The sequence below is a fragment of the Desulfurococcus sp. genome (assembly GCF_049970475.1).
Taxonomy (GTDB): Archaea; Thermoproteota; Thermoprotei_A; order Sulfolobales; family Desulfurococcaceae; genus Desulfurococcus; species Desulfurococcus amylolyticus.
Window position 1 is genome coordinate 1 of record NZ_JBMFMW010000056.1, and the last position, 8,049, is coordinate 8,049.

9 protein-coding genes are annotated in these 8,049 nt (G+C 45.9%); 2 read left to right on the forward strand and 7 right to left on the reverse strand.

The features are described 5' to 3' along the window. The 7 genes from ACP5N5_RS04560 to ACP5N5_RS04590 form a co-directional block, all read right to left on the reverse strand. Positions 1-1,096 (reverse strand): NADH-quinone oxidoreductase subunit C (locus ACP5N5_RS04560; protein ID WP_428133356.1); only part of this gene is annotated, 1,096 nt, incomplete at its 3' end. Then, entirely contained in the window at positions 1,096-1,971 is an 876-nt protein-coding gene (locus tag ACP5N5_RS04565; protein WP_428133358.1) for a respiratory chain complex I subunit 1 family protein, read from the reverse strand. The genes ACP5N5_RS04560 and ACP5N5_RS04565, both read right to left, overlap by 1 nt. 6 nt (positions 1,972-1,977) lie before the next feature. After that, complete coding sequence (locus ACP5N5_RS04570) at positions 1,978-2,259, reverse strand: hypothetical protein (protein WP_276814782.1); 282 nt, start codon at positions 2,257-2,259, stop codon at positions 1,978-1,980. Next, the gene (locus ACP5N5_RS04575; RefSeq protein WP_428133368.1) at positions 2,256-3,764 is read right to left on the reverse strand and encodes a proton-conducting transporter membrane subunit; all 1,509 of its coding nucleotides are present in this window, start codon (positions 3,762-3,764) and stop codon (positions 2,256-2,258) included. Before ACP5N5_RS04575 ends, ACP5N5_RS04570 begins: the two co-directional genes overlap by 4 nt. Before the next feature lie 2 nt (positions 3,765-3,766). Further along, positions 3,767-5,284 carry a proton-conducting transporter membrane subunit gene (locus ACP5N5_RS04580; RefSeq protein WP_428133361.1) on the reverse strand — a complete coding sequence of 506 codons (1,518 nt, stop codon included), beginning with the start codon at positions 5,282-5,284 and terminating at the stop codon, positions 3,767-3,769. A 10-nt stretch (positions 5,285-5,294) separates the two neighbouring features. Continuing rightward, positions 5,295-5,786, reverse strand: a complete 492-nt coding sequence (locus tag ACP5N5_RS04585) for a 4Fe-4S dicluster domain-containing protein (protein ID WP_042667731.1) — start codon at positions 5,784-5,786, stop codon at positions 5,295-5,297. Between the two features lie 5 nt (positions 5,787-5,791). Beyond that, entirely contained in the window at positions 5,792-6,883 is a 1,092-nt protein-coding gene (locus ACP5N5_RS04590) for an FAD-dependent oxidoreductase (RefSeq protein WP_428133363.1), read from the reverse strand. 174 nt (positions 6,884-7,057) lie between these two features. Between ACP5N5_RS04590 and ACP5N5_RS04595 the strand changes: the two genes are divergently transcribed. Together ACP5N5_RS04595 and ACP5N5_RS04600 are read left to right on the forward strand one after the other, a co-directional pair. Continuing rightward, complete coding sequence (locus tag ACP5N5_RS04595; RefSeq protein WP_232216784.1) at positions 7,058-7,789, forward strand: phosphoglycolate phosphatase; 732 nt, start codon at positions 7,058-7,060, stop codon at positions 7,787-7,789. Then, the coding region (locus tag ACP5N5_RS04600; protein ID WP_428133366.1) for an HAD family hydrolase at positions 7,782-8,049 on the forward strand (268 nt) is incomplete at its 3' end. The genes ACP5N5_RS04595 and ACP5N5_RS04600, both read left to right, overlap by 8 nt.

Here is an 8,049-nt window from a genome sequence, read left to right on the forward strand (position 1 = left end):
CTCCTGTACCTGTCAACCTCTTCTTGACTTGTGGGACGCTTATCGCGACATCTATTATCTTACTGAACTCTTTCTCCAACTCGTTGAGTACTTCAATGGTCTTCTTTCTCTTCTCCTCATTTATGTCTCTCCGTACCCCACCAACCATGTTTATACCATATGTTTTCCTACTCCCGGTTAATGCTTCAGCCAGCTCCATTACCTTTTCCCTTATACGCCACATATGCATGAAGCCGGCATCGTATCCAAGGGTGTGGAATGCAACGCCGAGCCATAGTAGGTGGCTGTGCAGCCTCTCAACTTCGAGGACTATGCTTCTAATGAATTGCGCTCTCTCCGGTACATCTAGTTTAGCAGCTTTTTCAACTGCCAAGGCGTAACATGTACTGTGCTCGAAGCCACATATACCGCATATCCTCTCTGCTAGAAAGTTTACCTGTTGATACGTCATTCTGGATTCAGCTAGTTTCTCTATTCCACGATGTACATGGAATCCTCTGTATTTAACGTCTAAGATCCGCTCTCCTTCAACATACAGCTCGAAGTACTCTGGCTCGTGGAGAGCCGGGTGATAGGGTCCTATAGGCACTGGTACCCCGGTTTCCCCAGCCTGCTCTATTTTCTCCGATACCGCATGGAGGTTTAGCCTTTGATCATATGAGAACTCCTTCCTTAATGGGTATACTCCATCGGGCCAGTATGGTGGTAGAACAAGTCTCTCTCTTCTCCTCCCCTCGAATTGTATCCCTAGTAAATCCATTGCTTCCAGCTCACACCAGTCCGCGGCTGGTACCTCGCCAACTATGCTGGGTGCAACCGGGTTATCTCCCTCAAGGTATGTTTTCACTAATACATATAGCCTCGATGAGTCATCCGTGAATATATGTGTCAGCGTGAAGAAGCCGTTTAACGGCCTCTCATCTATTGCGACGCACGTCCTATGTGTTAGTCTGTATTCATTGAACAATGTGGAGGCAGCCTTAACCAGGTTTTCACGGGGTATGTATAAGTGTACCATGTCTCCTTCCACGAGATGCTTGCCGCCTAGTTTCCCAGCTAGCTGGATGTATCTATCTAGAAGCGTCTGGGAATGCATTATTTAATCACCAATAACCCTGTTATAGATATTGTTAACAGGACAATATATACCCTAAATAAGGTGCCTGGAGCGAGATCTATACGGCTCCTCCCAAGCATCACACTGGTTATAGAGTACAGTATCCATATGAAGGGGATAGATACGTTCACCAGGATGAATCTTGTCAAGGGGTTCAACGGCATCAACGTAAACACTACTACCGCTGCAAGCATGGATGAAACATATCGCTTCAAGTATATCGAGTACAGGTATAAAGCGAGGACTCTACCACTTAACTCTATAAGTACACCGGATGCGAGCTCTACCTCGGCCTCAGCGATGTCGAATGGTACCCTACCAGATAGAACATAGGTTGCTGTGGTAACCAATATTATGAGTGGCATAGCGATCACCCAGCCCATAATGCTGGATGGGTGTTGGGAGACTGTGTAGTAGTAGAACAAGGCGAGCCCAGCCACTAGGGAGAACTCGTTCACAAGCGCTAACATGACTTCCCTCATACCTCCGATCTGTGAGTAAGGATTCGAGACTAGGAGCGGCATGGATATGTTTGCGGTCTGTGCCACAGTTACTAATGCTATGGCCACCGGCATTAACAATGAGGTGTTTATCCCTAGTACTGCTATATTTAATACTAGTATCACTGCGAACTCTAGGATTATCGAGAGTACTGTGGTGTAGAATACTAGTGGATACGATGGGAACTCCACAGGCTCCTTAGATAATAGTTTACCTAGGTCCAGCAGTGATTGATGAAGTGGTGGGCCCACCCTACTCTGTAGTATGGCCTTTGTTTTCCGCTCGATGCCATCATATAATACTGGTAATAGGATTGCGAGAGCTACAGCTGTTAAGGCAAGTAATTGCTCCACGGCTCATCACCCAAGTAATATAGTCACAATAACTAGGAGTATTGCTATAAAGCCGAACCATAGTGATGCTAGTAACATAGACTCTATCATGGTGAACTGGAGCTTGTTGAGCCTCCTAGATAAGACGTCGGTGAGGTGAGAGATGTATGGGAAAACCACGTCACCAATATTCGTGAGACTCGACATCAACGTTGGGAGTGTGCCCTTGCGTGTTGATTTAAGCTTCTCCATGGTCTTCTCAGCTATTTCTTCAAACCATCTTACTATGCTAGCCCTTATGTAGCTCATTGCTCAACACCTGAGAGCCAGTATTTTGGTTCACCTGTCTTATATATGGGCTTCCTAAACAGTATCCATGTATACATGAGTAGGGAGATTGCTTCTAGTAACAGTAGTGTAATAGCTAGGTAGCCGGGCATGTACTCCATGGATAATGCTATGTATATGATGGGGAGAATGAGCGTGATGAACGCGATATAGTACTCGGAGAATAACTCCTCTTCCATGACTTTTACAGGGGGTTTTACGACTTTTCTGTAGCCCCCTATATAGCATCCAATTATCTTAATACTGTAGAGTATCGAGAACACGGCTACTACAATGATAATTATGCTTGTAAGTAATGGTATAATCCCTAGTGACGGTATGAGCAGTATAATTGTTATTAGAAGCATTAGCTTCATCATGAAGCCGTAAGAGGGCGGTATCCCGGCGAAGTTCATGAATATATTAAAGGCTGGAATGATTAAAGACGGGTATAACTGTCCAAGGTATCCTAGTTTATAAATGTCATAGGTGTTAGCTAATTGATCCATTAACGCGGCATTCATGAATGCATGGGCCTTGACTACTCCATGGTATATTATATAGAAGTATAAAAGATATGATATAAGGGGGTCTCCATAGAGTATTGAAAACGAGTATAGTATGGCTATTACTCCGGCATGCCCTAGCGAGCTATATGCCAGTAGTCTTCTAATATCTTTCTGAAGTGTCGCGGCGAAGCTCCCGTATAAAGCCGTTATCGCTCCCTGTACTAATATGATGTAATTCATGTACCCGGGATATGTGAATATCATCGAGGCTAGAAGCAACCCGAAGACACCCATCTTTATTATTAATCCGCTCAGTATTGCTGAGCCGTGTTTAGGTGCCTCTGGATGTACTATGGGTAGCCATATGTGTAGTGGGAATAACCCTAGTTTTGTAGTGTACCCGATCAATATCAATGTTGCCACCAATGGGTGTATACTGGTCTTGTGTAGCGCTAGTATTGAAAAACTCGTTGTCAGCGACGCCTCTAAACCATAGTTCTGTGCTATTGTTGCCCACATTGTTAGAACAGCCATGTCGGCTGGTATAGTGCTTAACACTAAATAGTATATTGCTATCCCATAGTTTTCAGCCCCCTTATCCATTAGAATCACTAGTATCAGTAGCAGGTCTAGTAGTAGCAGCCCAATGACAAATTCCCCGAGTAATCTGGCGTTGAACACTGTGAGCACTGTTACAAGCACGGTATTTAATAGTGATTGCTGATATGATACTTTTCCATAAATTACCCTATAGTACCCCTCCGAGTGCAGGGTTACAGCCACTGATACGAGTGTTGCAAGCACTACGAAGTATTTCTGAAAGTCAAGTAACCCAGCTGGGTTGAATAATGTATCGATTAATGGGAGAGCGAAACCTATTACTCTGAGCACCCTGCTAAGCCTGGTCAGGCTATCACTTGTCGCTGATCCTGTTAACACGAGTATGTATGATGCCGAGGTGATTATACCGTGAATCATACTCAATGCTTAACACCCCTCTCTCTTGCCACTGTGAGGTACATGAGTACCGTAGCGAGAAGCATCAGGGGTGACACCATTGAAAACAGGAGGATTAAATCCGCTAATTCTTTAAGTAATGGTATCAATACTATTGGTAGGTAGACATTTGATAAGCCGAGGACGAGTACGGGTATCTGGGCTACTCTAGGTATCTCACTGGGTTCCTCTGGGAAGGGTGGGTGCGGCGTGCTAAAGTATATCGTCATGTATTTCACGGCTAGGTATGCTGATATCGCCATATATGTTATGAATCCCACCAGTATCAGTAATCTAGCCGGGTCTAATGCCTGGGATATGATATAGTATACTGAGAGCGCTTTAACCGTGAAACCTATTGTACCTGGGGCACCCATTAATGTGAGCACGGCCAGGAGTCCTCCCATCGATGACAGGGGCAGTGTTTTCGAGAGTCCTCTTATACCATGTATATACCTGGTCCTGTAAGATGCCTCGATCAACCCCATTTCACTAAACAGCGTTACCTTATATGCTGCATGCATTAGTATCGAGAGCCCGAGCAGGTTTTCCATGCCGTTGGAGGGGTTGAGAACATATAGTGCGAAAACCATGCTTATATAGCCGTTTGTCGCTATGGTTGCATATGCGAGTATTTTCTTACCATCCCTCTGGGCAGATACCTGTATCCATCCATAGATAACTGACATGAATCCTAGGATGGCTAAGACCATGGCTAGCTCCATGCTATAGCTCGATAAGTCGACTAGTTTAAGCACCCTGTATAACCCGTAGAAGCCCAGCGGAGTCATTAAACCACTCAGTATCGCTGAGGCCGGTGAAGGTGCTGCTGAATGCGCCCCGGGTAGCCAGAAGTGTAGCGGGATATTTGCTGTTTTAGCTATGAATCCAACGATTAATAGTGGAATAAAGTATATGCTTGCCTCACTGTGAGACGGTATAGTTTTAAACGGCTTAATCAGGAACCCTATGTCCACGGAGGCCATGGTTGCCATTACCGATAATATTGAGACCAGTATCACTGTGAAAACGGAGATCTCGAATGTAAGTGTTGATGTAAGCAGGTATCCTCTCGAGGATCTCAGTGAGCCCTCTATGGAGTGTGCCTCTCCCTCAACGATGAGGTACCATCCAATAATCTCTGCGGCTGACCACATTGCTGCCAGCGATATAAGGTTTGGCGAGCCATAGGTCGCAGCTACAAGGATTACGAATAAGTCTATTACGGTATCAAATCTCCCATGGTATTCCTCTAGCTTGAAATAATATGTTGAATATATGCCTATAATATATCCTAGAACCAGTGTTGTGTAGGCTAGTAGTGTGGGGAAATCATCTATTAAACCACTATTGTACTCGAGATATATGGCTAAACCGGTTAAACCATATGGGATCAGTTTTATGAGAAACCTGGGTAAAGGATTTAAATATGGTCTACTTATGAATATGAGTATTACAAGTGAGAAAAGATAGAGCAGTATACTAGTGGCTAGCGTGTTCACATAGCTTCACCTACAGTGTCTCGAACCTTGCCCTCGCCATTGCTTCAGCTACCTTCTTCTTCGCCTTATCGAATACCAATGCTTCCTCCCCGTATATTATTGCCCCGGCTGGACATATAGAGCTACAGCCTGGCTCCAATCCTTTCCTCCTTTGATCCATGCAGAGGTCGCACTTAGTTGATACCCTTAGTGATTTATCGAGCTCTGGGATGCCGAATGGGCATGCATATAGGCATGCCATGCACCCGATGCACTTGCTTGCTACAACGTACACGGCTCCCTCACTATCCCTGGTCATCGCGCCTGTCGGGCAGACATCTATACATGGAGCTTTAGCGCAGTGCATGCATGAAACGGGTATCTCAATGCCTAGTTCCGTCCTATATACCTTTATATATGGGTGCCCATCATGTATGAAATCACATGCGGCCTCGCATGCGCCGCATCCTATGCATGTCCCTAGGTCTATTATCCTGTAGTATCTACCCGGGTTCGAACTCATATAGGTCACCTCGCTATTGAAGCAACTAGTTTAGCCTCTATCCAGTTGTGTATGTATTTGGCTGTGTATAGGCCGTTCTTTATTGCTCGGCCCACCTTCGAGGGGCCTGTTACCACGTCTCCAGCCGCGAATACTTTTGGATTACCTGTCTGCATTATATTATTCACTACTATTGATCCATCCTTATTTAGCCTTATCCCTAGCTTATTCATGTAGTCCTCGGACTGGGGTAATGGGGGTGTCGGCGACTCGCCCGTGGCGAATATTACTCTATCTGCCTCGATGATGATCTCCGAGCCTGGCACGGGGATTGGCTGGGGGCGCCCTGTTTCATCCGGGGGTCCGAGCTGCATTCTCTGTAACTTTATGGCTTTCACCGCGTTGCCTTCACTAATTATCTCTACTGGTGAAACCAGCTCCATGAATTCTACCCCCAGCCTCTTCACCCTCTCTACCTCGAATATGCCTGCGGGAGCCTCCTTTATTGTTCTCCTGTATACAAGGTAGGCTTCGGCGCCTTCTTTTACTGCCTGTTCTGCAGCGTCTATGGCACTGTATCCGCCTCCTATAACTACTACTTTCTTACCTGCCGAAGGCTTTGAGTTAACTAGTCCTAGTTCGTAGAGTCTGAATCTATACACGTATTCTAAGGCGCTTTCAACACCTTTAGCGTTAGCCCCCTGGATCCTCGGTATCTTCGATCTCCATGTCCCCGTTGATAATAGCACTAGATCGTAGTTGCTTATCAACTCCTCTAGGCTGGTCTTCTTCTCGACTAGCTCGTCTCCCTCCTCGTGAGGCATCTCTACTGAGGCGTATACTTTGGTTCTAGTGATGAATCTAACCCCCAGCCTCTTCTCTAGGTCTTTCACGCCCTCTAAGACCCTGTTCCTCGGTATTCTCCAGGGTGGTATAGCGAATACCATTAATCCGCCTGGGTAAGGCTGCTTATCATATACATCAATGCTGTGTCCCCGGCATGCCAGGTATCCAGTTGCTGCTAGCCCGGCTGGTCCAGCACCTACTATGGCTATCCTTATTCCTGTATCGCTCTGCTTCTCCCTGCACATGAAGGCGAAGTTTATGTAATCAATCATGTTTACACCTCCATGTTTACACCTCTATGATGTATTCAAGTATATAGAGTCTTTAAAATTTATTCAAAACATATATATAGGTACTTATTTCCCACAATATTCTTACCACGCTTAAAACCATGCTAATAAATTTATCATGATTTAGTTGCGATGCATAGTAAATGGGTGATCAGGGTGAGGATAGTATTCACCGATATCGATGGTACTTTAACCATTAATAGGAGGAGTTATATGCTGGCCTTGAAGGCTGTGGAGGCCTTGCGCTTACTCGTTGACAAGGGCGTGATCGTGTCCCTTGTCTCAAGCAATGCATTACCAATCGTGGTGGGGCTCTCTAGATACATTGGGTTAAATGGCCCTGTCGTGGGTGAGTCAGGTGCATTAGTCTACAGTGATGAATGGGGTATTGTGGAGCTGACTAATATGAGTGCCCGGGATGTCTACCTCGACCTGCTTGAGAAGTATGGTGAATACGTTGAGGATTCCTGGCAGAACAGGTTCAGGCTCTACGAGTACGCTTTGAAGATGCGTGGGAAATACCTGGATAGGGCTGGCGAGATAGTTAATGAGATGAAGAGGTATGTTGAGTCAAGGCATGAAGGCTACACCCTCGAGTATAGTGGGTACGCTATACACGTGCACGCTAAGGGTGTCGGGAAAGGTGTTGCAGTCAAGTATATCCTGGATAAGCTTGGCATCAGTAGTAGTGAAGCCCTGGGTATAGGTGACAGTGCGATGGATGTAGACTTCATCAAGTTCCTCGGCTACAGGGCTGCGGTCGGCGGCTCTGATGAGGAGTTACTCAAGTACTGTAATATTGTTGCAGAGTCTCCAAGCGGCTTTGGTTTAGCCGAGATTATTTCACGTGTTTTAAACGGGATGGGTGATGAAGATTCCAGTGAGTAGTCTTTTAAACAGTGTCAGACTAATCCTCTTCGACCTGGATGGCACGCTTGTAGATAGCGAGGACTTCATTGTCTGGAGCTTTACCGAGGCAGCACGTCTCACTGGTCTACGCGTCGATCCGTCCATAATCAGGGAGTTGATAGGCTACCCCCTCGAATACCTCCTCAACGAGATACTGGGTGGGGTCAGTGAGGAGAAGGCGAGGGAGTTCATTGAGGTTAGGAGGAGGCTTGTCTGGGAGAACTGGAGTAAACACGTTA

What these genes read in the sequence shown, in the direction of transcription:
- ACP5N5_RS04570 (WP_276814782.1), bottom strand. Translation starts at nt 2,259, where the DNA reads ATGAGCTACATAAGGGCTAGCATAGTAAGATGGTTTGAAGAAATAGCT.
- ACP5N5_RS04575 (WP_428133368.1), bottom strand. Translation starts at nt 3,764, where the DNA reads ATGATTCACGGTATAATCACCTCGGCATCATACATACTCGTGTTAACA.
- ACP5N5_RS04590 (WP_428133363.1), bottom strand. Translation starts at nt 6,883, where the DNA reads ATGATTGATTACATAAACTTCGCCTTCATGTGCAGGGAGAAGCAGAGC.
- ACP5N5_RS04585 (WP_042667731.1), bottom strand. Translation starts at nt 5,786, where the DNA reads ATGAGTTCGAACCCGGGTAGATACTACAGGATAATAGACCTAGGGACA.